This window comes from Streptomyces sp. NPDC059534 (assembly GCF_042743475.1).
Classification (GTDB): domain Bacteria; phylum Actinomycetota; class Actinomycetes; order Streptomycetales; family Streptomycetaceae; genus Streptomyces.
Map to the genome: position 1 here is coordinate 1 of NZ_JBHWAQ010000025.1, position 21,463 is coordinate 21,463.

The following is a 21,463-nucleotide window of genomic DNA, read 5'->3' on the forward strand; positions in this document are numbered from 1 at the left end:
ATGTGGAAGCCCAGTAATGGGTGGAGCTGACCGGTACTAATAGGCCGAGGGCTTGTCCTCAGTTGCTCGCGTCCACTGTGTTAGTTCTGAAGCAATGAACTCCCTTTGCCGGTCGAGTTCAACTTCATAGAGTTTCGGTGGTCATAGCGTTAGGGAAACGCCCGGTTACATTCCGAACCCGGAAGCTAAGCCTTTCAGCGCCGATGGTACTGCAGGGGGGACCCTGTGGGAGAGTAGGACGCCGCCGAACAATCTTTAGCCTCAACCCCCGGACCATGTCCGGGGGTTGAGGCATTTTTGCGTTCTAGGCTGTGGTCATGCGATACGACTTGGTCATCTTCGACAACGACGGTGTGCTCGTGGACAGCGAGCCGATTTCCAACACGCTGCTGGCCGGCTATCTGACGGAACTCGGGCACCCCACGACGTACGAGGAGTCGGTGCGGGACTACATGGGGTCGGCGATGCACCGGATCCATGAGCTGGTGGAGGAGCGGACCGGGCAGCGGCTGCCGGCGGAGTTCGACGAGACGTTCCACGGGCGGGTCTTCGCTGCCTTCCAGGCGGAGCTGGAAGCCGTGGCCGGAGCCGGGGACGTGCTGAAGGGACTCGCCGAGGCCGGGGTTCCTTACTGTGTGGCCTCCTCGGGGAGCCATGAGCGGATCCGCGTCGGACACCGGAAGACCGGGCTCGACGCGTGGTTCCGGGACGAGATCGTCTTCAGCGCGGAGGACGTCGGCCGGGGGAAGCCGGCGCCGGACCTGTTCCTGTACGCCGCGGAGCGGATGGGGGTGGCGCCCGAGCGGTGCGTGGTGATCGAGGACAGCGGGCTCGGGGTGCAGGCGGCCCTGGCGGCCGGGATGGACGTGTACGGGTACACCGCGATGACGCCGGAGGCGAAGCTCGCGGGGGCCAAGGGGTTCTTCGGGAGGATGGACGAGTTGCCCGCGATTTTGGGGACGTGATCCATCTACCCAGCGGTAGGTTCCGGCCATAGGCTGTGCCGCTATGACGGATGCGCGGTTGCGGCGTGGGCGGGGATCCCTGGCGGTCAGTTTCTTCGTGCAGGGGGTCACCTTCGCCCTGCTCGTGACACGGATACCGGCGATCCAGGACCAGTACGGGATATCGGACGGGCTGCTGCCCGCCTTCCTGGCCGCTGTGCCGATCCTGGCCGGGGTGTCGAGCGTGGCCACGGAGAAGCTCGTCGCCCGGCTGGGGCCGGCGGTGGTGCTGCGCTGGGCGCAGCCGTTCGTGCTGCTGGCGCTCCTGGCGGTGGGGGTCGGGTCGGAGCTGTGGCAGGCGGCGGTCGCCCTCGGGCTGTTCGGTCTCGCGGTGGGCGCCCTGGACGCCTCCATGAACATGCTGGGGGTGAGCCTCCAGCGGGCGTACGGGCGGAGCATCATGCTCGGCTTCCATGCCTCGTACAGCCTCGGGGGGATCGCGGGGGCGTCGCTGGCCTGGGTGGGGGCGCACTGGCACCTGTCGCTGTTCGTGTCGTACCTGCCGGTCGTCGTCGTGCTGCTGCCCGCCGCGTTCGTCGGCAGCCGGTGGTACGTGGCGGGTGGGCCCGGGCCGGTGGAGGAGGGGGAGAGCAAGGGGAGCGGGATCGCGTTCAAGCTGCTGCTGCCGCTGTGCCTGGTGATGACCTTCGCCTACATCGGGGACTCGACGGTCTCCAACTGGAGTGCCAAGTATCTCCAGGACGTGCTCGGCAGCTCGGAGGAGCTGGCGACCGTGCCGTACAACGCGTACATGGTGACGACGCTGCTCGGGCGGGCCGTGGGGGACCTGGGGGTGCGGAAGCTCGGGGCCGTGGCGGTCGTGCGGGGCGGGGCGGTGCTCGCGGCGCTCGGTTTCGCGGTGGTGGCGGTGGCGCCGGGGGCCTGGGCGGGGATCGCCGGGTTCACGGTGCTGGGGTTCGGGCTGAGCGTGATCGTGCCGCAGACGTTCGCCGCGGCCGGCAGGTTGTTCCCGGGGGCGAGCGACGCGGCCGTGGCGCGGCTGAACGTCTTCAACTACGTGGGGTTCCTGATCGGGTCGCCGCTGGTGGGGGCGCTGGGGGACGCGTGGAGCTATCGGGGGGCGATGCTCGTGCCGATGGTGCTGGTCCTGGTGACGGTGGTGTACGCCACGTCGTTCGGTTCGCGGGAGGCCCGATACGGTGGCGGGCATGAGCGGCCGCGCACTGTTGATGTGGGATGAAGCTGTCACGCAGTACGACTTCGGGTCCGAGCATCCGATGGATCCGGTACGGCTCGCGCTGACGATGTCGCTGGTGCGGGCGTTCGGGCTCGACCGGGCCGTGGACGTGGTGTCGGCGAAGCCGGCCGGTGATTCCACGCTGCGGCTCGTGCACCGTGAGGACTATGTGGCGGCGGTGCGGGCGGCGTCGGCGGATCCGCGTCACGCGGACCAGGCGTACGGGCTGGGCACCGTCGACGATCCGGCGTTCGCCGGGATGCACGAGGTGTCGGCGCTGATCGCCGGGCAGTCGGTGGGGGCGGCGGAGGCGGTGTGGCGCGGGGAGGCCGCGCACGCGGTGAACTTCGCGGGCGGTCTGCATCACGCGATGCCGGGGGCCGCGTCGGGATTCTGTATCTACAACGACGCCTCGCTGGCGATCGCCCGGCTGCTGGAGCTGGGGGCCGAGCGGGTCGCGTACGTGGATGTGGACGTCCATCACGGGGACGGCGTGCAGGCGGCGTTCTGGGACGACCCGCGGGTGCTGACGGTGTCGCTGCACGAGCATCCCCGGACGCTGTTCCCGCAGACGGGGTGGCCCGAGGAGACGGGCGCGGCGGGGGCCGGTGAGGGCGGGGCCGTGAACGTGGCGCTGCCGGCGGGGACGGGGGACGCGGGGTGGCTGCGGGCCTTCCACGCGGTGGTGCCGGAGCTGATCGCGGACTTCCGGCCGCAGGTCCTGGTGACGCAGCACGGGGCGGACACGCACTTCGAGGACCCGCTCGCGCATCTGGCGGTGTCGCTGGACGCGCAGCGGGCGGTGCAGGTGGCCTGTCACGAGCTGGCCCACGAGTACGCCGACGGGCGCTGGCTGGCGCTGGGCGGGGGCGGGTACGCGGTGGTGGACGTCGTTCCGCGGTCGTGGACGCATCTGGTGGGCATCGCGGCGCACGCCCCGGTGGATCCGGAGTCGGTGGTCCCGTCGTCGTGGCGGGACGAGGTGTACGCGCGGACCCGGCAGCTGGGGCCGGCGCGGATGACGGACGGGCGGTGGCCGGTGGGCTTCCGTGACTGGGCCGAGGGGTACGACCCGGCGGACCGGCTGGACCAGGCGGTCCTGGCGACCCGGAAGGCGGCCTTTCCGCTGCGGGGGCTGCTCGCCTAGATCACGCGTCCCCTCCCCGCGGGACGCTTCCGTCGCACACCCCCTGGAACGCACCGGTCGTGGTTACGCCGACCGTGCGGTGTCCGGGGGGTTTCGACTCGGCGGCGAGGGTGTTCCGGCAGCATCGGAGGGGTGTTGAGTACCGGGGCGCTGCGGGCGCATCTGTTGGCGGCGGGGTTGGCGGGGACGGTGGCGACGTCGCGGGAGGAGAACCTGCGGAGCTATCGCCTGTTCGCCGCGCGGGATCCGCGGGTGCTGCTGGGGCTGGATCCCGCGGGTGGGTGGGACGAGGCCGATCTGCTGCGGCTGATGGCCGACAAGTGCGGGGTGTCGGGGGATCCGGCGCACCGCTCGGGGGCCGACGTCATCGATCCGGAGCGGACGCTGAGGGGGCTCGACGCCTTCGCCGCGCGGTTGGCGGCGGCGGCGGTGCGGAGGGTTCCGGTGCTGTTCGGGACGGGGCATCCACACCGTCTGCTCGGTTTCTACGTCGCTCTCGCAGACGCTTTGTCGGCGGCGGGATGTCTTGTCCTCACACCGGCGCAGGGGAGATGTGTCGACATAACGACCCGGTTCGGCGTACGTACGTACCTCCTCGACTACGTACGGGGGGTCGCGCTGGTACGCGAGCCCGGGCCGCCGGGGGGAGGGCGTGAACCCGGGGCGCACTCCCACTCGCCGTTGCCGGTCAGGGCCGCGCTCGAGAGCGCGGCCGAGGGCGGCGGGCCGCTGCCGGAGCTCGTGGTCGGGGATCACGGATGGGTCTGCGGTGCTGGTCAGCTGGGTATCGAGGCCATCGGTCTTGCCGATACGGATGATCCGGCGCTGTTCGTCGGTGAGGCGGAGGGGCAGGTGTCGGTGGCCGTTCCGCTTGATGACGGCGTGCGCTCCGACTACTACCGTCCCCTTACACGCTATGTACTCAATCGAGCGTGTCTGTCACGGTAAACGGCCGATGGCAGCTCCTCTTCCCCACTCGTACCACCCGCCCCTAGTCTGGAGAGTGAGCGCTCGGCGACGAAGAGTCACCGGAGGGGAAGCCGGTGGGCGTCGCGGCGGAAGGTACAGGTGGGTCATGGCTGCTGGCGATCGACCTCTCAACGAGGTCAAGTTTCTGACCGTGGCGGAAGTCGCCTCGGTGATGCGCGTCTCGAAGATGACCGTGTACCGCTTGGTGCACAGCGGTCATCTGCCGGCGATTCGGGTGGGAAGGTCCTTCCGGGTGCCGGAACAGGCGGTTCACGAGTACCTGAGGGAGTCCTTCGTGGGGGTGGGGACCGCGTAGCGAGCGCGCGGCCGTCACACCGGAAGACCTCCGCACGGCCCTCGGATTACAAGCGAGGTGCTCGGGGCGGTAGGCTAGGCCGACGTAGGTCGTGTGGGCCCAGACGCCCCGCACCGATCCCCGCCGGGAGGCGGGGATGTTCCGAGAAGTGAGCGAGGGTAGTCGTGGGCTCTGTTATCAAGAAGCGGCGCAAGCGGATGGCGAAGAAGAAGCACCGCAAGCTGCTTAAGCGCACGCGCGTTCAGCGTCGCAACAAGAAGTAAGGCGACAGCTGCACCGCAGCATTTCGTGCGTCAGGCGTGGCCCTTCACCGTTCGCGGTGGAGGGCCACGTTTTTTATCGCGCGGAAATCCGGAGGCGCTACGGTGGCGACCAACGGAAGACGGACGGAAGGCGCTGATCTTGGGCAAGGTCGTGCTCGTCACCGGTGCCGCCCGGCATCTCGGCGGCCGCTTCGTGCGGCGGATCCAGCGGGACCCCGAGGTGGAACGGGTGATCGCCGTGGACGCGGTCGACCCGGCGCACCAGCTCGGCGCCGCCGAGTTCGTCCGGGCCGACATCCGCCGGCCGGAGATCGCGAAGGTCCTCGCCGAACACGACGTCGACACGGTGGTCCATCTCGACGTCACCGGAACCGCGCTCGGCGCCGGCGGCCGGACGTCGGTCAAGGAGACCAACGTCATCGGCACCATGCAGCTGCTCGGCGCCTGCCAGAAGGCGCCGCGGATCAGACGGCTGGTGATCAAGTCCAGTACGAGCGTCTACGGCTCCGCGCCCCGCGACCCGGCCGTCTTCACCGAGACGACCCCCGCCAAGTCGCTGCCGAGCGGGGGCTTCGCCAAGGACGCGGTCGAGGTCGAGGGGTACGTGCGGGGCTTCGCCCGGCGCCGGCCGGACGTGGCCGTGTGCGTGCTGCGGTTCGCGAACATCCTCGGCCCCCGGATCGACTCCCCGCTCGCCGAGTACCTGGCGCTGCCGGTCCTGCCCACCGTCCTCGGCTACGACCCCAGGCTCCAGTTCGTCCACGAGGACGACGTGGTCGACGTGCTGCGCCTGGTGGCCCACGAGCCGCGCAGGGGGACCCTGAACAGCGGCACGTTCAACGTGGCCGGGGACGGGGTGCTGCTGCTGTCCCAGTGCGCCCGGCGCCTCGGCCGGCCGACGGTGCCGGTGCTGCTGCCTGCGGTCACCTGGGTGGGCACGGCGCTGCGCACGGTCGGCATCACCGACTTCGCGCCCGAGCAGATCCGGCTGCTGACACACGGCCGGGTCGTCTCGACGGTCCAGACGCGCGAGGTCCTCGGCTTCTCGCCGCGGCACACGACGGCGGATGCCTTCGCGGACTTCGCGCGCAGCCGCGGGCCGGGGCTGCTGCCGCCGGAACTGCTGGCGGGGGCGGTGGACCGGCTCGCCGGCCGCCTGAGCCGGCCGGCGGGCGCTGGTCCGTCCGCGCCCCCCGTATCCCCCGTATCCCCCGTTCACGACGGCGCCTGAGGAGACCGGACAAGCGATGGCGGACGCCAAGGTCATTCCGTTCGACGACGACCGCTCGCGAGCCCGCCGTCGGCCCGGCCGGGCCGACGGCGAGGCCGCGCCCGTACGGGCCCTGCCGGGGCCTCAGCAGGACGCCGGGGAGCCGGAGGCGGCCGCGGCCCTGACGGGCCCGCACAGCGGCGAGGACGGGGCCGGAGAGGGTGCCGGGGCCGGCGCCGGGGCCGGCGGCTGGGAGCGGCGGCTCGCGGGCGGGCTCGCGTTCCTGCGGCGCCGGATCACCGGCGAGTACGAGGTCGACGAGTTCGGCTACGACGAGGAGCTCACCGACCAGGTCCTGATGTCGCTGCTGCGCCCGCTGTACGACAAGTACTTCCGGGTGGAGGTGAAGGGCGTCGAGAACATCCCGGCCGACGGCGGGGCGCTGATCGTCGCCAACCACTCGGGGACCCTGCCGCTGGACGGGCTGATGATGCAGGTCGCCGTCCACGACCACCACCCGGCCGGCCGGCACCTGCGGCTGCTCGCCGCGGACCTGGTCTTCATGCTGCCGGTCGTCAACGAGCTGGCCCGCAAGGCGGGGCACACGCTCGCCTGCTCGGAGGACGCGGAGCGGCTGCTGCGGGCCGGCGAGATCGTCGGCGTGATGCCGGAGGGCTTCAAGGGGATCGGGAAGCCGTTCGGGGAGCGGTACAAGCTCCAGCGGTTCGGGCGCGGCGGCTTCGTGTCGACGGCGCTGCGGGCCGGGGTGCCGATCGTGCCCTGCTCGATCGTGGGGGCGGAGGAGATATACCCGATGATCGGGAACGCCAAGACCCTGGCGCGGGTGCTCGGTTTCCCGTACTTCCCGCTGACCCCGACCTTCCCGTGGCTGGGGCCGCTCGGGGCGCTGCCGCTGCCGACGAAGTGGACGATCCAGTTCGGTGAGCCGATTCCGACGGACTCGTACGCGCCGGAGGCCGCGGAGGACCCGATGCTGATGTTCAACCTGACGGATCAGGTCCGGGAGCAGATCCAGCACACGCTGTACAAGCTGCTGGTGCAGCGGCGTTCGGTGTTCTTCTGATCGGTGTTCTTCCGGCCGGTGGGCGATGGCCGATGGCCGGTGGCCAGGTCTCACGGCAGGAAGAAGGGGCGCCCCCCGTCCGTGGGGGCGCCCCTTCTCCTTGCTAGCGAGCGTCCTCGCTGTCGATGCCGAGGCCCGGAAGCAGGCCCGGCAGGAGTGGCGGAAGGGTGACGTCCGGCACGTCGGGTGTGGCCTGGCCGCCCGTGGGGACGGTCGGTGTGCCGGTCGGGGAGGGCTTGAGCAGTCCGCCGGCGCTGCCGCCGAGCAGGCCGTCGTCCTCCGGCGAGGCCGTTCCGCCGCCCGCGCTCGGGCTGGTGCCCGTGCTCGGGCCGGACGGCCGCGGCGGTGCGGAGTGGCTGCCCGGGGAAGAGGCGTCGGCGGACGGCGGACGCTGGGCGTCCGTGCCCTGACTGCCGCTCGGGGTGCCGGGCCTGCCGCTCGGGCCCTCGGAGCCGATCGCGCCCCTCTCGGGGGTGCGGGGAAGCACCGACTGGAGCGGCTCGACGTCTTCGTCTATGGCGTCGAAGACATGCGTCACCTCGCTGCCGACGTCCGCCAGTTGGACGGGGAGCCGGTCGCGGAGGCCGTTCCAGGTGTCCCGGTGGGCCTGGGCGAAGGAGTTGAGCCGGGCCATCGGGGCGATCTCGCCGTCCCGCTGGTACGCCTGGCGGAGCAGGCGGTGGCCTTCGCTGGCATCGTGCTTCATACCGCCCAGAACGCGGCGGATCTCGGTCAGGGACTCGTGGTCGAGGTCGCCGGCGCGGCCGCGCTCCATGAGTCTGCGGGCCTCGCTGAGGCGGGTGGAAGCCTGGTCGAGGTAGATGCCGCCGCGGTCCGCGTCGTCGTCCGCCATGCCCAGCTTGATGTCCTCCATGCCCCGCTTGAGCCCGTAGAGCGAGTCACCCGGCAGGGCGTCGGAGCTGGCAGCGGCCACTCCGCCGAAGGCTCCCGCCGCCACACCGACGGTGAGACCGCCGGCGGCGAGGCCCTTGGTCCACCGGGAGCGCGGGCGCAGTTTCCTGAGCGGGGACGCCCGGTGGGTGCCCTTGCCGCTGGACGTCCGCTGCTCCGGCACCATGGGGCCCTCGGCCGCGCTGCCCTCCATGAGCATCGCTTCCATGGCTGCGACGAGCTGGGCTCGTTGCACCACTTTGACCTCGGGGTCGAACTGTGGTTTCGGTAGTTCGCCGAGACCGTTCGCCAAGGCCAAAAGCCGCCCCCGCTCGGCCGGTTCGGCCGGGGCTTCGGACTGCTCGGCCGCCGCGCCCTCGGACGCCCGGTCCTCCAGGGTCTGGGCGAAGGCGTTCGCCCGCCGGTGCGCCGATACGTTCGCGATCACTGGCGGCACCTCCTCTCGTCATGACGGTCGACTCCCCGGGGTGTCCGGAAGGTTGCACACCTTGAGCGCATCCACACGAAAGAGTGAGTGGCTGCGGACGTGGCGTGTCCACAGGGAGCCTGCATCCGGCACAACGAGCGGCGCGGCACTTGGGTTACGCGCGAAAGATGATCGGACCAGTGCGTCATCGAGCCGTCACCGAATGTGAGTGGGGCGGGAGTCGTGGGGGTGTGGGGGGACGTGTGGACAGGGGTGTGGGGGTGGTGCCGGACGGGGACCGCTGCCGCGTGTGGGGGGCGCGGAGCGGTCAGCGGGCGTCGTCCGGCAGGAGGCGGGCCAGGGTGCGGACGGCCCGGTACTGGAGGGTCTTGATCGCGCCCTCGTTCTTCCCCATGACCCGGGCCGTCTCGGCGACCGAGAGGCCCTGGAGGAAGCGCAGGGTCACGCACTCCTGCTGCTGGGGGTTGAGGCGGCGCACCGCGTCGAGGAGGGCGGCGTTGGAGAGTGACTCGAGGACCGAGTCCTCGGGGCTGCGCTCGACCTCGTTGGCGTCGAGCATCTCGCCGGTGGTGACCTCGAGGCGGAAGCGGCTGGACTTGAAGTGGTCCGCGACCAGGTTCCTGGCGATGGTGACGAGCCAGGCGCCGAAGTCGCGGCCCTGCCAGGTGAAGGTGGAGATCCGGCGCAGGGCGCGCAGGAAGGTCTCGCTGGTGAGGTCCTCCGCGGTCGCCTTCCCGCCGACGCGGTAGTAGATGTAGCGGTAGACCGTGTCGCTGTACTGGTCGTACAGGCGGCCGAACGCATCGGCCTCGCCGGCCTGGGCCCGCTCGACCAGGTCCATCATGCGGGCGCTGTCGCTGTCGGCGGAGGGTCGGCGGTGGGGGGTCGAGGTCGTTGAACGCGCGCCACGTCTGCCCACGGCGGCCCCGCCGTCGGCCAGGGCGTAGCAAGGGCCGGCGGGTGCCGGTGCGGCGAAGGCGAAGGCGGGGACAGGGCCGGCGTACGCGGTGGGGACGAAGCCGCGCAAGTGGTCGAGGACCGTTGCGCGCAGCGTAGCCAGGCCCGAGGTGTCAACCCCGACGTGTGGGTACACGGGACTCCCAGAGGCAGAGCTTCCATCACGTGCAGTGCGGGACCGTTCACCCGTCGTAGCGACGTGAGGGGTCCTTTGTGCGTCTGAGGAGAATAACGCTTCGTACAGGCAGCGCTACACCCAGTTGCTCAAATCACCGATTACGTCGTTTCGGTTACCGCTTGCAGTCGGAACAAGGCACAGTTCGTGACTAGTTGTTGATCACTTTGCTTCCGAGTGTGACTGCGTGCACGTTGCGTTGTGCTCAAGTGCGGGACGGGTGAGTGATCGTGGCCGCTGCTGGGTAAGGAGCCCGGAATGCCCGGGGGTCGACCTGTGCGGTGGTGTTCGACCACGGACGGGTGAGGGCGGCTGGTCCGGGGTTGTCGCAGATGATCGCAGCCGAAACGTATCGGCAGGTGGGCGGCGCGCCGGGAGGTGTGACCCCGGGGAGGGGTGCGCGGCCCGTCGCGGCGGCGGCCGCCGGTGTCAGTGGCGGCGGCGGTGCAGCGCGACCGCGGCGGCCGTGCCGCCGGCGAGGGCGCCCAGGCCCGCGGCCGCGGGGATGCCGACCTTGGCGGCCTTGCGGCCGGTCCGGTAGTCGCGCAGCCGCCACTCGCGGTCCCTGGCGTGCTTGCGGAGCTGGGTGTCGGGGTTGATCGCGTACGGGTGGCCGACGAGCGACAGCATCGGGATGTCGTTGTGCGAGTCGCTGTACGCGGCGCAGCGGCTCAGGTCGAGGCCCTCGGCGGCGGCCAGGGCCCGTACCGCCTCGGCCTTGGCCGGTCCGTGCAGGGGCTCGCCGACCAGCTTGCCGGTGTAGACGCCGTCGACGGACTCGGCGACCGTGCCCAGCGCGCCGGTCAGGCCGAGCCGCCGGGCGATGATCGTGGCCGTCTCCACCGGGGCCGCGGTGACCAGCCACACCTTCTGGCCCGCGTCCAGGTGCGCCTGGGCCAGGCCGCGGGTGCCGGGCCAGATGCGGTCGGCCATGTACTCGTCGTAGATCTCCTCGCCGATCGACATCAGTTCGGAGACGCGGTGGCCCTTGACGATGGACAGGGCGCTGTCGCGGGCGTCCTGCATGTGCTCGGGGTCCTCGACCCCGGCGAGCCGGAACCACGCCTGCTGCCAGGCGAAGCGGGCGAGCTCGCGGCGCTGGAAGAACTTCCGCTTGTACAGGCCGCGGCCGAAGTGGAAGATCGCGGCGCCCTGCATCACGGTGTTGTCGAGGTCGAAGAAGGCGGCCGCGCGTACGTCGCCGACGACGGGGAACTCGGGCTCGGCCGGCGCTTCGGCCTCGGCCGCGGCGGCCTCCTCCCGTTCCCGTTCCAGCTGGAGCGAGGACTTGCGCGCCGCCTCGGCAGCGGCCTCGCCTGCGAGGACGCTGCGCGCGGTGGCGGAGCGCCTACGGGGGGTGAGCCATCCCAGAGAGGCCATGTCGTGAGCATAGCCAGTCTGTTCGGTACTTCCCGACTTGTGACGATGCCAGGGCGTGAACAGTGTGGGACTCCCCTGTTAATCGGGTGCCGGTCGGTCGAGGCGGGGTCGCGCACGGTCGTCGTGGCGGGGTTCCGCACGGTCGTCGTGGCGAGGGTCCGCACGGCCGAGGGGACAGAATGGACGCCATGTTCGGACGGACGAAGAAGAAGGCCGACCCCGCGTCGCGCACCGTGACGCTGATCGGCAAGCCGGGGTGCCATCTCTGCGACGACGCACGCGCGGTGGTCGAGGCCGTGTGCGCGGAGACGGGTGCACGCTGGGAGGAGAAGGACATCTCCCGTGACGAGGAGCTCCACCGGGCCTACTGGGAGCAGATCCCGGTGGTCCTGGTCGACGGCGAGCAGCACACCTTCTGGCGCGTCGACGCGGAGCGGCTCCGGCGCGAACTGGGTGCGTGACCGAAAGACGGTTACCATCATGGACGTTTTGTTGGGTTTCGGGGGCGGGGTCGTGAGAGGTGTGAGCGGTTTTGCCCCCTTCGGGTTCTCAACGCGCTGACCTGCTCCGCGGTTCCGTGGCGATACGAACCGGCCGCGTGACCCCGGTCACTTTGGCCGGACAAAACGGACACCATCTTTGTGCACGCGTTCACAAAGACATAGCCTGCATTCGACGGGGCGGTCTTGGGACATATGGCCGCCTGCAGCCCCGCTCATCCCGCAGGAGCACCGTGGCAACTGGCCGAACTCACCGACCGGCGACCCGAAGCCGAGGAATTCCCGAGGCCACCGTCGCCCGCCTTCCGCTGTATCTGCGCGCACTGACCGCGCTCTCGGAACGCTCCGTACCCACGGTCTCCTCCGAGGAGCTCGCGGCCGCCGCGGGCGTCAACTCCGCGAAGCTGCGCAAGGACTTCAGCTACCTCGGCTCGTACGGCACCCGCGGGGTCGGCTACGACGTCGAGTACCTCGTCTACCAGATCTCCCGTGAGCTGGGCCTCACCCAGGACTGGCCCGTCGTCATCGTCGGCATCGGAAACCTCGGCGCCGCGCTCGCCGGCTACGGCGGCTTCGCCTCCCGCGGCTTCCGCGTCGCCGCGCTGATCGACGCCGACCCCGCGATGGCCGGCAAGCCGGTCGCCGGGATCCCCGTCCAGCACAGCGACGACCTCGAGAAGATCATCAACGAGGACGGCGTCTCCATCGGCGTCATCGCGACCCCGGCCGGCGTCGCCCAGCAGGTCTGCGACCGGCTCGTGGCCGCCGGAGTCACCTCCATCCTGAACTTCGCCCCGACCGTGCTCTCCGTGCCCGACGGCGTGGACGTGCGCAAGGTCGACCTCTCCATCGAGCTGCAGATCCTCGCCTTCCACGAGCAGCGCAAGGCCGGCGAGGAAGCGGGCAACGAGAACGCCCCGGAGACCGACGAGACCGCCGCCGTCGCCCCGCCCGCCCCGCGCGGCGCGGGCAGCGGCCGCAAGGGACCCGACGGGGACCTCCCCGCGGTGATGCCGGCATGAGTCTTCTCGTCGTCGGGCTGAGCCACCGCAGCGCCCCCGTCTCCATCCTGGAACGGGCCTCGCTGTCGGCGGACACCCAGGCCAAGCTGCTCCAGGACACCCTCGCCGCCGAACCGGCCGCCGAGGGCACCGTCCTGGCCACCTGCAACCGCATCGAGCTCTACGCCGACGTGGACAAGTTCCACGCCGGTGTCGCCGAGCTGTCCACGCTCCTCGCGCAGCACAGCGGCGTCGGTCTGGACGAGCTCACTCCTTATCTCTACGTGCACTACGAGGACCGCGCCGTCCACCACCTCTTCTCGGTGGCCTGCGGACTCGACTCCATGGTCGTCGGCGAGGGCCAGATCCTCGGCCAGATCAAGGACGCCCTCGCCCTCGGCCAGGACCTGCACACCGCCGGACGCCTCCTCAACGACCTGTTCCAGCAGGCCCTGAGGGTCGGCAAGCGCGCCCACAGCGAGACCGGCATCGACCGGGCCGGGCAGTCGCTCGTCACCTTCGGCCTGGAGCAGCTCGCCGACGGCACCGACACCGAGACCTGGGCCAAGGGCAAGAAGGCGCTCGTCATCGGCGCCGGCTCCATGTCCTCACTGGCCGCCGCCACGCTCGCGCGCTCCGGCGTCTCCGAGATCGTCGTCGCCAACCGCACCCTCGCCCGCGCCGAGCGGCTCGCGCAGATCCTGAGCGAGCCCGGTGGCACGGGGGTGGCCGCACACGCGGTCGAGATGGTTGCCGTCGGCGACGAACTGACACGTGCCGACGTCGTCGTCTCCTGCACCGGAGCCACCGGACTCGTCCTCACCGGCGAAGGCATCGAGACCGCCGTACGCGACCGCCGCGCCCCGCTCGCCCTGCTCGACCTCGCCATGCCCCGCGACATCGACGCCGCCGCGCACCGCATCCCCGGTGTCCGGCTCGTCGACATCGAATCGCTCGCCGAGGCATCCGCCGACGCGCCCATGGCCGCCGACGTCGACCAGGTGCGGGGCATCGTCTCCGACGAGGTGGCCGCCTTCGGCGCCGCCCAGCGCGCCGCCCACATCACCCCCACCGTCGTCGCCCTGCGCACCATGGCCGCCGACGTGGTGGCCAACGAGGTCGCCCGGCTCGAAGGCCGGCTCCCCGGCCTCGACGACAAGCAGCGCGCCGAGATCACCCAGACCGTGCGCCGGGTGGTCGACAAGCTCCTGCACGCGCCGACCGTGCGGGTCAAGCAGCTGGCCAGCGAGCCCGGCGGCGCCGGGTACGCGGACGCGCTGCGGACACTCTTCGACCTCGACCCGGAGACGGTGGCTTCTGTCAGCCGGGCCGACCTGAATGACGCCGACGTCAAGAACCGAGGGCGAGTATGACCGAGAGGGCACTGAGGCTCGGGACCAGGCGCAGCAAGCTCGCCATGGCCCAGTCCGGGCATGTGGCCGATGCCGTCCGGCAGCTGACCGGCCGGCCCGTGGAGCTCGTGGAGATCACGACGTACGGGGACACCTCCCGGGAGCACCTCGCGCAGATCGGCGGCACCGGCGTCTTCGTCGCCGCCCTGCGCGACGCGCTCCTCGCCGGTGAGGTGGACTTCGCCGTCCACTCCCTGAAGGACCTGCCGACCGCACAGCACCCCGAGCTCACGCTGGCCGCGATCCCGCGGCGCGAGGACCCGCGCGACGTGCTGATCGCGCGGGAAGGCATCACGCTGGACCGGCTGCCCAAGGGCGCGCGGGTCGGGACCGGTTCGCCGCGGCGGATGGCCCAGCTCCACGCCTACGCGCGCAACCACGGTCTGGAGTTCACCTGCGTCCCGATCCGGGGGAACATCGACACCCGGGTCGGCTATGTGCACAGCGGAGAGCTGGACGCGGTGGTTCTCGCCGCGGCCGGTCTCAACCGCATCGGCGGGACGGCGGAGCTCACCGGCTCCCTGTCGCTCGACCACCTGTCGGTCGACTCCGTCCTGCCCGCCCCCGGCCAGGGGGCACTGGCGATCGAGTGTCCGGCGTCCGACGCCGACCTCGTCGCCACGCTCGCCGCGCTCGACGACCCGCACACCCGGGCCGCCGTGACCGCCGAGCGATCCCTGCTCGCCGCCCTGGAGGCCGGCTGCTCCGCACCCGTGGGTGCGCTGGCCGACCTGCAGGCCGACGACCCCGGTCACGGGCAGGTTGTCACCGAAATGCGCCTGCGCGGCGTCGTCGGCACCACCGACGGCTCGACGCTGGTGCAGCTGTCCACCACCGGACCCGTACCCACCTCGCACGACGAGGCCATGGCGCTCGGACGCGAACTCGCGGACGAAATGCTCGCCAAGGGCGCGGCCGGTCTTATGGGGGAGCGAGCACTTTGAACCCCACCAGCCCGACCACCAGCCCGCTGTCCCCGGCCTTCACCGGCCATGGACACGTGACGTTCCTCGGCGCAGGCCCGGGTGACCCCGGACTGCTGACCCTCAGGGCCGTGGAAGCCCTGGCGGGAGCGGACGTCCTGATCGCCGAGCCCGAAGTGCTCGAGGTCGTCCGCGGCCACGCGCGCGCGGGGGTGAGCACGCCGGAGCTGACGGTTGTTGACGAGGCGTCAACAGCCGCCGGTGTCCCCGTGTTGAGGGATGCGGCCAATCTTGTCATGGAGGCCGCGAGGGGCGGCAGGCGGGTCGTCCGTGCGGTGACCGGCGACCCCGGCCTCGACGCGTACGCGGGCACGGAGATGCTCGCCTGCGCCGCCGAGGGCATCCCCTTCGAGGTCGTCCCCGGAGTCGCCACGGCCGTCGGCGTGCCCGCGTACGCCGGTGTGCCGCTGCGCGACGCGCAAGGCACGGACGTGCGCTTCGTTGACGCCCGCACCGCCGACGAGCGGTGCTGGGCCGAGGTCGGCGCCTCCGACGGCACCGTCGTCGTCTCCACCTCACTGGACTCGGTCGCCGCGGCCGCCGGCGAGCTGGTGTCCGCGGGCCGTAAGCCGGACACCCCGCTCACCGTGACGATCGCCGGCACCACGACCCGGCAGCGCACCTGGAACGCGACGCTCGGCACCATCGCCCAGGTCTTCAAGCAGGGCAAGGTCCTCCCCTCGCCCGAGGGCCACCGGCCGGTCATAGCCGTGGTCGGCGAGCGCAGCGCCGCGGCGCAGCGGGACCAGCTGTCGTGGTTCGAGTCGAAGCCGCTCTTCGGATGGCGGGTACTCGTGCCGCGCACCAAGGAGCAGGCCGCCTCGCTCTCCGACCAGCTGCGCTCCTACGGCGCGGTGCCCCACGAGGTGCCGACCATCGCCGTCGAGCCGCCGCGCACCCCGCAGCAGATGGAGCGGGCGGTCAAGGGGCTCGTCACCGGACGCTACGAATGGATCGCCTTCACCTCGGTGAACGCCGTCAAGGCGGTCCGCGAGAAGTTCGAGGAGTACGGGCTCGACGCCCGCGCCTTCGCCGGGATCAAGGTCGCCGCGGTGGGCGAGCAGACCGCCGCCGCGCTCGTCGACTTCGGCGTGAAGCCGGACCTGGTGCCCAGCGGGGAGCAGTCCGCCGCGGGTCTCCTGGAGGACTGGCCGCCGTACGACCCCGTCTTCGACCCGATCGACCGCGTCTTCCTGCCGCGGGCCGACATCGCCACCGAGACGCTCGTCGCGGGTCTCATCGAACTCGGGTGGGAGGTCGACGACGTCACCGCCTACCGGACCGTACGGGCGTCGCCGCCGCCGGCGGACACGCGCGAGGCGATCAAGGGCGGCGGGTTCGACGCGGTGCTCTTCACGTCCTCGTCGACCGTGCGGAACCTTGTCGGCATCGCCGGGAAGCCGCACAACGTGACCGTCATCGCCTGCATCGGGCCCGCGACCGCGAAGACCGCGGAGGAACACGGGCTGCGGGTCGACGTGCTCTCGCCCGAACCGTCCGTCCACAAGCTCGCCGAAGCGCTCGCCGACTTCGGGGTGCGGCGGCGGGAGGCGGCGCGGGAGGCGGGGGATCCGGTGACGCGGCCGAGTGAGCGGAGGCCGGGGGCTCGGCGTCGGCGGACGACGTAGCGGTTTCCCTGGGTGCGGGTCCCTTTTTTGGGGCCCGCACCCTTTGCGTTTTCCGGGGCGGGGTTGGGGGGTGCGGTGGGGCGGTGTCCTCTCGTTGTGGGCGACTGTTCCGCTGGGGCGGGACGGGTGGGCACAACGGGCGGTGCCCCTGCCGGGCCAAGGCTTCCGCGCCTAACCCGCACCGGGTGCGCGGTGTCCTCTGGGTGCGGGTCCAGGCGCAGGGGGCGGAGGCGCCCGCCAAGGGCGCCGTCCCGTGTGCCCACCCGTCCCGCCCCAGCGGGACGATTGCCCACACGGGGGGTGGCCCGGCCGGTTGGTGTGGGGTCGCACGGGGGCGGGGGCGGCGCGGGGGGCGCACCGAGGGGCCGGTTGGCGTGTGGGGACGCACGGGGGGTGGGCGGCCGGTTGGGGTGCGGGCGAGTCCGGAGGGGGTGCCGGTTGGTGTGGGGGCACGCGCTGGGGTGGGGGCGGCCCGAAGGGGTCGGTTGGTTTGTGGGGGGCGTAGGGGGGTGGGGCAGGTGGGGGCGTATGCCCACAAGGTGTTGGTAAGGGGAGGGGGGTGGCGGGCGTAGCCTCGGGGGATGAACTCGTACGGATCGTTTCCCGGGGCGCGGCCGCGGCGGCTGCGGACGACGCCTGCTATGCGGCGGATGGTGGCGGAGACGCGGCTGGATCCCGCTGACTTGATCCTGCCCGCGTTCGTGCGGGAGGGGATCGCGGAGCCGGTGCCGATCCAGGCGATGCCGGGGGTCGTGCAGCACACGCGGGAGACGCTGCGGAGGGCCGCGGTGGAGGCGGTCGAGGCCGGGGTCTCGGGGATCATGCTCTTCGGCGTCCCGGAGGACGCGAAGAAGGACGCGGCGGGGACGGCGGGAACGGACCCGGACGGCATCCTCCAGGTCGCCATCCGCGACGTGCGGGCCGAGGTCGGCGACGAGCTGGTCATCATGTCGGACCTGTGTCTCGACGAGTACACGGACCACGGGCACTGCGGCGTCCTGGACGCCGACGGCCGGGTCGACAACGACGCCACGCTGGAACGTTACGCCGAGATGGCCCAGGTCCAGGCGGACGCGGGCGTCCACGTGGTGGGCCCCTCCGGGATGATGGACGGCCAGGTCGGCGTGATCCGTGACGCGCTGGACACCATCGGCAAGGAGGACGTGTCGATCCTCGCGTACACCGCGAAGTACTCCTCCGCCTTCTACGGTCCCTTCCGCGAGGCCGTCGGCTCCTCCCTCAAGGGCGACCGCAAGACCTACCAGCAGGACCCGGCCAACCTCCGCGAGTCCCTGCGGGAGCTCGCCCTGGACCTGGAGGAGGGCGCCGACATGGTGATGGTGAAGCCGGCCGGTCCCTACCTCGACGTCCTCGCCAAGGTCGCCGAGTCGGTGGACGTGCCGGTCGCCGCGTACCAGATCAGCGGTGAGTACGCGATGGTCGAGGCCGCCGCGGAGAAGGGCTGGATCGACCGGGACAGGGCGATCCTGGAGACCCTGACCGGCATCCGGCGCGCCGGAGCGCAGATGATCCTCACCTACTGGGCGACCGAGGTCGCGCAGAACCTGTCCGCCGGACGGCGATAGCCGGTCCGCCGGACGGCGATAGCCGGGTCGGTCGGCGCACTCCCTGCCCGGTAGGGGGCCCGACGGCCCGACGGCCCGGGACCTCAGCCGCCGGGGGCTAGTCCCACCAGAAGGTCCAGATGGGGCTGTCGAGGAGTGCGGTGCGGGCGTAGGCGCGCAGGGAGTCGTGGTGGCCCTGGGTGATGTTGTCCGGGCAGAACGCGAAGTGCTCGGCCGCCACCGCCTCGGCCTCCTGCACCGTGCGGGGCGGGGCTGCCACCGAGACCACCAGCTGGTCGAAGGTGAGCGCGACGACGCGGGCGCCGAAACGGTCCTCCCAGGAGCGCAGCACGGCGCACAGGCGGGCCACGTCGTTCTCGTGGTTCAGGGGCCCGGACCAGCCGATGACCGCCGGTATGTCGGCGCTGCGCCGGGCCGGGACGAGGGCCGGGCGGGCTTCCGCGAGCCAGGCGTCCGGCTCGGTCAGCAGCTCGGCGACGGCCGCCGCGGCCCGGTCGGGATCCGTACGGAGGCCCGGGGCCGGCGCCAGGCCCGGCCAGCCGGCGCCGAACGGGGCGACGACCTCCTCGTATCCCGGCTGCTCGCCGAACAGGTCCTCGACGGCGGCCCTCACCCGCGGGTCACAGGCTTCGTCGGGCACCTCGGAGGCCGCGTAGCAGGCCCAGAGGTCGGCGAGGACCTCGTCGGCGTCGTGGCCGGCCGGGTCGCTCATCCGCTCCGGCATCAGCTCCCACCGGTCCAGGCCCCACTCGCCGCCCAGCAGGACCGGCAGCAGCCCCGCCGTACGGGCCGCCGGGCGCAGCGCCGCCCAGGCGGCGGGCCCCGCCGGACCGCGGCCGGACCAGAGGTACGGGTCGTCCGCCGGGCCCGTGAGGGCGCCGGGCGGCAGGTCGAGGCCGAGGGAACGGCCGGTCGGATCGGACGCGAGTCCGGGCAGCTGGTTCGGGATCATCGCCATGACGGGAGAACGTACGGGGAGCCACTGACAGCGGACCCCCGACCACCTCCGGCGGCGACGGCGAGGCGACGGCGAGGGGACGGCGAGTGGTGGGGCGGCACGGGGCGGCGCACCCTGGAGAGGTAGCCGACAGGTACCTCGGTGGAGGTGGTCCTCATGATGCACACGCTTGTCGGATGGCATGTGGAGATGGAGTTCAAGGAGGAGGGCGACCGGACGCAGGCCGCGGCGATGGTCCGGCTCACGGACGGGACGGAGTTCCGCGCCCATGGCACGGCCAACCGGCACCCCTCCGACCCGGACCAGCTCCGGGTGGGCGAGGAGATCGCCGGGGCGCGGGCGCTGATGGATCTCGCCTCGCAGCTGCTCCAGAAGGCCCATACGGAGATCGACGAGGTGTCGGGCCGGACCTCGCGCAGCATTCGCTGACGACGAAGCCCCCGGCGCGGTCGTCCGCACCGGGGGCCGCGCCTCGGGACCTCAGAGACGCTCGGGCGTCCGGATGCCCAGCAGGGCCATGCCCTGGTGCAGCGTGCGGGCGGTCAGGTCGCAGAGGAAGAGGCGGTTCTCCGCGACCTCCCGCGCCGGCTCGGGCTTGATGACCGGGCACTGGTCGTAGAACGTCGTGTACAGCGAGGCGAGCTGGTACAGGTACGCCGTCAGCTTGTGCGGGGCGTACTCCGTCGCCGCCTCGGCCACCGTCTCGGCGAACCGGTCCAGGTGAAGGCCGAGCGCGCGCTCCGCCGGCGCCAGCTCCAGCTCCCGGTGAGCGGCGGGCGTCCGGTCCCCGGCCTTGCCGAAGATGGACTTGATCCGCGCGTACGCGTACTGGAGGTACACCGACGTGTCGCCGTTCAGCGACACCATCTGGTCCAGGTCGAACTTGTAGTCCCGCGCCGCCGACGTCGACAGGTCGGCGTACTTCACGGCGCCGATGCCGACGTACTGGCCGTTCTCGACGATCTCCGTCTCGGTCAGGCCCACCTTCTCGGCCTTCTCGCGGACGACCGTCGTCGCCCGGTCGACCGCCTCGTCGAGCAGGTCGACCAGCCGGACGGTCTCGCCCTCACGGGTCTTGAACGGCTTGCCGTCCTTGCCGAGGACCGTGCCGAAGGCCAGCTGGACGGCCTTGACCTCGTCGTTCAGCCAGCCGGCCCGGCGGGCCGTCTCGAAGACCATCTTGAAGTGCAGCGACTGGCGGGCGTCCACCACGTACAGCAGGGACGTCGCCTTGAGGTTCTGCACCCGGTCGCGGATCGCGGACAGGTCCGTCGCCGCGTAGCCGAAGCCGCCGTCGGACTTCTGGACGATCAGCGGGGTCGGGTTGCCGTCCGGACCCTTCACGTCGTCGAAGAAGACGCACAGCGCACCCTCGGAGCGGACCGCGACGCCCGACTCCTCGAGGATGCGGCAGGTCTCCACCAGCATGTCGTTGTAGCCGGACTCGCCGACGACGTCGCCGTCCCGGATGTCCATGTCGAGCTTGTCGAAGACCGAGTAGAAGTAGATCTTCGACTCGTCGACGAACCGCTGCCACAGCGCGAGCGTCTGCTCGTCGCCGGCCTGGAGGTCCACGACGCGCGCACGGGCCCGCGTCTTGAAGTCCTCGTCGGAGTCGAAGAGGGCGCGCGATGCCTTGTACAGCCGGTTCAGGTTCGACATGGCCTCCTCACCGGAGACCTCGCCACCGCCCTCGGCCTTGTGGTCGAGCTCGTGCGGGTGCTCGATGAGGAACTGGATGAGCATGCCGAACTGGGTGCCCCAGTCGCCGATGTGGTGGCGCCGGACCACCGTCTCGCCGGTGAACTCCAGGATCTCGACCATCGCCGCGCCGATCACGGCGGAGCGCAGGTGGCCGACGTGCATCTCCTTGGCCACGTTCGGCTGGGCGTAGTCGATCACCGTCGTGCCGGCCGACTCGTTGAACGGCACGCCCAGGCGCGCGTCGGCGGCCCGGGCCGCGAGGGTGTCGACGATCGCCGCGTCCGTCACCGTGATGTTCAGGAAGCCGGGGCCGGAGACCTCGATCTCCTTCAGCACGTCGTTCGCCGGGATCGCCTCGACGACCTTCGTCGCCAGCTCACGCGGATTGCCCTTGAGCTGCTTGGCCAGCGCCAGGATGCCGTTGGCCTGGAAGTCGGCCCGGTCGCTTCGTCGCAGCAGCGGGTCGGCGGACGCGGCGTCCGGCAGGGCTGCCGAGAGGCCGTCCGCGAGGCGCTGCTGCACGGTCGAAGCGAGGGAAGGGACCGAGGCCATGAGCTTCCGTTCCTGTTGAGTCCGTCAGGTCTAATTCGCTTGTCAAGTGTCCCATGGGAGCGCAACGTGATTTCCCCGCCTGTGGACGACGGCGGGC

General features: G+C 71.5%; 20 protein-coding genes and 1 rRNA gene. 16 read left to right on the forward strand and 5 right to left on the reverse strand.

Annotation, left to right across the window (positions count from 1 at the left end; genetic code table 11):
- The first annotated feature begins 133 nt into the window (after positions 1-133).
- The 9 genes from rrf (at position 134) to ACFVZH_RS26900 (ending at position 7,191) form a co-directional block, all read left to right on the forward strand.
- Positions 134-250, forward strand: a 5S ribosomal RNA gene (rrf, locus tag ACFVZH_RS26860).
- A gap of 67 nt (positions 251-317) precedes the next feature.
- Positions 318-965 carry an HAD family hydrolase gene (locus ACFVZH_RS26865; RefSeq protein WP_384901062.1) on the forward strand — a complete coding sequence of 216 codons (648 nt, stop codon included), beginning with the start codon at positions 318-320 and terminating at the stop codon, positions 963-965.
- 43 nt (positions 966-1,008) lie between these two features.
- Complete coding sequence (locus ACFVZH_RS26870; protein ID WP_384901064.1) at positions 1,009-2,205, forward strand: MFS transporter; 1,197 nt, start codon at positions 1,009-1,011, stop codon at positions 2,203-2,205.
- A complete protein-coding gene (locus ACFVZH_RS26875) occupies positions 2,174-3,349 on the forward strand; it encodes an acetoin utilization protein AcuC (protein WP_384901066.1) in 1,176 nt (391 codons plus the stop codon). The genes ACFVZH_RS26870 and ACFVZH_RS26875 overlap by 32 nt, the downstream gene beginning before the upstream one ends.
- Before the next feature lie 132 nt (positions 3,350-3,481).
- On the forward strand, positions 3,482-4,297 hold the full coding sequence (locus ACFVZH_RS26880) for a phosphatase (RefSeq protein WP_384901068.1): 816 nt from the start codon (positions 3,482-3,484) through the stop codon (positions 4,295-4,297).
- A 127-nt stretch (positions 4,298-4,424) separates the two neighbouring features.
- Complete coding sequence (locus tag ACFVZH_RS26885) at positions 4,425-4,634, forward strand: helix-turn-helix domain-containing protein (protein WP_030223786.1); 210 nt, start codon at positions 4,425-4,427, stop codon at positions 4,632-4,634.
- A gap of 164 nt (positions 4,635-4,798) precedes the next feature.
- Entirely contained in the window at positions 4,799-4,897 is a 99-nt protein-coding gene (locus ACFVZH_RS26890) for a 30S ribosomal protein bS22 (RefSeq protein WP_003948845.1), read from the forward strand.
- Between the two features lie 139 nt (positions 4,898-5,036).
- Positions 5,037-6,128 (forward strand): NAD-dependent epimerase/dehydratase family protein, encoded by a 1,092-nt coding sequence (locus tag ACFVZH_RS26895; protein ID WP_384901069.1) that lies wholly within the window; start codon positions 5,037-5,039, stop codon positions 6,126-6,128.
- A 16-nt stretch (positions 6,129-6,144) separates the two neighbouring features.
- Positions 6,145-7,191, forward strand: a complete 1,047-nt coding sequence (locus tag ACFVZH_RS26900; RefSeq protein WP_384901071.1) for a lysophospholipid acyltransferase family protein — start codon at positions 6,145-6,147, stop codon at positions 7,189-7,191.
- 103 nt (positions 7,192-7,294) lie between these two features.
- On the opposite strand, the gene ACFVZH_RS26905 is transcribed toward ACFVZH_RS26900, so the two are convergent.
- The 3 genes from ACFVZH_RS26905 to ACFVZH_RS26915 all read right to left on the reverse strand — a co-directional run bounded on the left by ACFVZH_RS26905 (position 7,295) and on the right by ACFVZH_RS26915 (position 11,042).
- Complete coding sequence (locus ACFVZH_RS26905) at positions 7,295-8,530, reverse strand: DUF5667 domain-containing protein (protein ID WP_384901073.1); 1,236 nt, start codon at positions 8,528-8,530, stop codon at positions 7,295-7,297.
- A 307-nt stretch (positions 8,531-8,837) separates the two neighbouring features.
- On the reverse strand, positions 8,838-9,623 hold the full coding sequence (locus ACFVZH_RS26910; protein WP_384901074.1) for an ECF subfamily RNA polymerase sigma factor, BldN family: 786 nt from the start codon (positions 9,621-9,623) through the stop codon (positions 8,838-8,840).
- Between the two features lie 468 nt (positions 9,624-10,091).
- Positions 10,092-11,042, reverse strand: a complete 951-nt coding sequence (locus ACFVZH_RS26915; RefSeq protein WP_384901076.1) for an HAD family hydrolase — start codon at positions 11,040-11,042, stop codon at positions 10,092-10,094.
- Positions 11,043-11,221: 179 nt separating this feature from the next.
- Here ACFVZH_RS26915 and ACFVZH_RS26920 point away from each other — a divergent pair, with 179 nt between their 5' ends.
- From ACFVZH_RS26920 to hemB, 6 genes are all read left to right on the forward strand, one after another.
- Positions 11,222-11,503, forward strand: coding sequence for a glutaredoxin family protein (locus ACFVZH_RS26920; RefSeq protein ID WP_366310125.1), 282 nt, complete (start codon positions 11,222-11,224; stop codon positions 11,501-11,503).
- Positions 11,504-11,775: 272 nt separating this feature from the next.
- Positions 11,776-12,564 (forward strand): redox-sensing transcriptional repressor Rex, encoded by a 789-nt coding sequence (locus ACFVZH_RS26925; RefSeq protein WP_384901078.1) that lies wholly within the window; start codon positions 11,776-11,778, stop codon positions 12,562-12,564.
- Positions 12,561-13,916, forward strand: coding sequence for a glutamyl-tRNA reductase (locus tag ACFVZH_RS26930; protein WP_384901080.1), 1,356 nt, complete (start codon positions 12,561-12,563; stop codon positions 13,914-13,916). Before ACFVZH_RS26925 ends, ACFVZH_RS26930 begins: the two co-directional genes overlap by 4 nt.
- Positions 13,913-14,899 (forward strand): hydroxymethylbilane synthase, encoded by a 987-nt coding sequence (hemC, locus tag ACFVZH_RS26935; RefSeq protein ID WP_384901082.1) that lies wholly within the window; start codon positions 13,913-13,915, stop codon positions 14,897-14,899. The genes ACFVZH_RS26930 and hemC overlap by 4 nt, the downstream gene beginning before the upstream one ends.
- The gene (locus ACFVZH_RS26940) at positions 14,896-16,566 is read left to right on the forward strand and encodes a uroporphyrinogen-III synthase (protein WP_384901084.1); all 1,671 of its coding nucleotides are present in this window, start codon (positions 14,896-14,898) and stop codon (positions 16,564-16,566) included. The genes hemC and ACFVZH_RS26940 overlap by 4 nt, the downstream gene beginning before the upstream one ends.
- Positions 16,567-17,147: 581 nt before the next feature.
- Positions 17,148-18,152, forward strand: coding sequence for a porphobilinogen synthase (gene hemB / locus ACFVZH_RS26945; RefSeq protein ID WP_384901086.1), 1,005 nt, complete (start codon positions 17,148-17,150; stop codon positions 18,150-18,152).
- 97 nt (positions 18,153-18,249) lie between these two features.
- Here hemB and ACFVZH_RS26950 read toward each other — a convergent pair whose 3' ends face one another.
- Positions 18,250-19,110, reverse strand: a complete 861-nt coding sequence (locus ACFVZH_RS26950; RefSeq protein WP_384901088.1) for a DUF4253 domain-containing protein — start codon at positions 19,108-19,110, stop codon at positions 18,250-18,252.
- Positions 19,111-19,269: 159 nt separating this feature from the next.
- Here ACFVZH_RS26950 and ACFVZH_RS26955 point away from each other — a divergent pair, with 159 nt between their 5' ends.
- A complete protein-coding gene (locus ACFVZH_RS26955; RefSeq protein WP_384901302.1) occupies positions 19,270-19,539 on the forward strand; it encodes a DUF1876 domain-containing protein in 270 nt (89 codons plus the stop codon).
- A gap of 51 nt (positions 19,540-19,590) precedes the next feature.
- Here the strand turns inward: ACFVZH_RS26955 and argS are convergent, their stop codons facing one another.
- Complete coding sequence (gene argS, locus ACFVZH_RS26960; RefSeq protein WP_384901090.1) at positions 19,591-21,366, reverse strand: arginine--tRNA ligase; 1,776 nt, start codon at positions 21,364-21,366, stop codon at positions 19,591-19,593.
- Positions 21,367-21,463 lie beyond the last annotated feature (97 nt).

What these genes read in the sequence shown, in the direction of transcription:
- ACFVZH_RS26865 (WP_384901062.1), top strand. Translation starts at nt 318, where the DNA reads ATGCGATACGACTTGGTCATCTTCGACAACGACGGTGTGCTCGTGGAC.
- ACFVZH_RS26870 (WP_384901064.1), top strand. Translation starts at nt 1,009, where the DNA reads ATGACGGATGCGCGGTTGCGGCGTGGGCGGGGATCCCTGGCGGTCAGT.
- ACFVZH_RS26875 (WP_384901066.1), top strand. Translation starts at nt 2,174, where the DNA reads ATGAGCGGCCGCGCACTGTTGATGTGGGATGAAGCTGTCACGCAGTAC.
- ACFVZH_RS26885 (WP_030223786.1), top strand. Translation starts at nt 4,425, where the DNA reads ATGGCTGCTGGCGATCGACCTCTCAACGAGGTCAAGTTTCTGACCGTG.
- ACFVZH_RS26900 (WP_384901071.1), top strand. Translation starts at nt 6,145, where the DNA reads ATGGCGGACGCCAAGGTCATTCCGTTCGACGACGACCGCTCGCGAGCC.
- ACFVZH_RS26915 (WP_384901076.1), bottom strand. Translation starts at nt 11,042, where the DNA reads ATGGCCTCTCTGGGATGGCTCACCCCCCGTAGGCGCTCCGCCACCGCG.
- ACFVZH_RS26920 (WP_366310125.1), top strand. Translation starts at nt 11,222, where the DNA reads ATGGACGCCATGTTCGGACGGACGAAGAAGAAGGCCGACCCCGCGTCG.
- ACFVZH_RS26930 (WP_384901080.1), top strand. Translation starts at nt 12,561, where the DNA reads ATGAGTCTTCTCGTCGTCGGGCTGAGCCACCGCAGCGCCCCCGTCTCC.
- hemC (WP_384901082.1), top strand. Translation starts at nt 13,913, where the DNA reads ATGACCGAGAGGGCACTGAGGCTCGGGACCAGGCGCAGCAAGCTCGCC.
- hemB (WP_384901086.1), top strand. Translation starts at nt 17,148, where the DNA reads ATGAACTCGTACGGATCGTTTCCCGGGGCGCGGCCGCGGCGGCTGCGG.
- ACFVZH_RS26950 (WP_384901088.1), bottom strand. Translation starts at nt 19,110, where the DNA reads ATGGCGATGATCCCGAACCAGCTGCCCGGACTCGCGTCCGATCCGACC.
- ACFVZH_RS26955 (WP_384901302.1), top strand. Translation starts at nt 19,270, where the DNA reads ATGCACACGCTTGTCGGATGGCATGTGGAGATGGAGTTCAAGGAGGAG.
- argS (WP_384901090.1), bottom strand. Translation starts at nt 21,366, where the DNA reads ATGGCCTCGGTCCCTTCCCTCGCTTCGACCGTGCAGCAGCGCCTCGCG.